The sequence below is a fragment of the Amnimonas aquatica genome (assembly GCF_002943415.1).
Taxonomy (GTDB): domain Bacteria; phylum Pseudomonadota; class Gammaproteobacteria; order Pseudomonadales; family Moraxellaceae; genus Perlucidibaca; species Perlucidibaca aquatica_A.
On the sequence record NZ_PTQZ01000384.1, the window covers coordinates 1 to 1,021 of the forward strand.

The 1,021-nt window shown below is 65.0% G+C and carries 1 protein-coding gene; it reads right to left on the bottom strand.

What is annotated here, in order from left to right; genetic code table 11:
- Positions 1-12: 12 nt before the first annotated feature.
- Positions 13-921 carry an SDR family oxidoreductase gene (locus C5O18_RS11225; protein ID WP_420884492.1) on the bottom strand — a complete coding sequence of 303 codons (909 nt, stop codon included), beginning with the start codon at positions 919-921 and terminating at the stop codon, positions 13-15.
- Positions 922-1,021: the final 100 nt, after the last annotated feature.

Below are 1,021 nucleotides of genomic sequence, written 5' to 3' on the forward strand. Positions count from 1 at the left end.
GGTAGATCGTGCTCATGGCGTAGCCTCCCGTGTCATGCCGGCCTTCAGGCCTTGGCGCGGTAGATGTACTGGCCGAGCGTGTCGAAGCTGGCACGGCTGAGGCTGGTCCTGATCATGTCGCGGAACAGGGTGTCGGGCAGCAGGCGGCGGGCCGCCAGCAGCGCGAGCGCATCGATGCCGACGCTGTAGCGCAGGCGACGGCTGCTGTCGTTGGCGGCCTGCCAGATCACCTTGGCGGCATCCTGCGGACGCGAGCCGCGCGGCCCGATCTCGTCCATGACGCCGAGCTGCGCATCGCTGTAGTCGTTGTAGGCCCGCTCGCCGGTGGCATTGGCACGGTCCGAGGAACGTCCGAAGAAGTTGGTANACCCGCACCCCGAACGGCTCGAGCTCGTAGACCAGGCCCTCGGTGAAGCCTTCCACCGCATGCTTGCTGGCGTTGTAGACGCTGTAGAGCGGCAGCGGGATGCGCCCCACCATGCTCGAAACATTGATCAGCAGACCGGCCCGGCGCTGGCGGAAGTGCGGCAGCACGGCGCGGCAGACCTCCATGAGGCCGAAAACATTGGTCTCGAACTGGCGCCGCACCTGCGCCTCGTCCAGGGTCTCGAACGCGCCCATGAGCGCGTAGCCGGCATTGTTGACCACCACATCGATGGCGCCGAAGCGCTCGAAGGTGATCTGGATGGCCTGCGCGATGCTGTCCTTGTCGTGCACATCCAGCGCCGGACAGATGACATTGGGCAGCTGCGCCAGCTCCGGCTGGTCGGCCGGATTGCGCATGGTGGCCGCGACATTCCAGCCGCGAGCCTGGAAATGCCGGGCGGTGGCCAGGCCGATCCCGGAGGAAGCACCGGTGATCAGTACCGTTTTCTGGGCTTGCTTACTCATTTGAAACACTCCTGCACGATGCGCCTGCATCTGACGTGAGGACCGGCGCGGCGGGCGCGCAGGGGCGAAACCGGCCGGTCACATTGCTGACTGCGCGACCATAATGTTAGTAATTACTAACATTCAACTA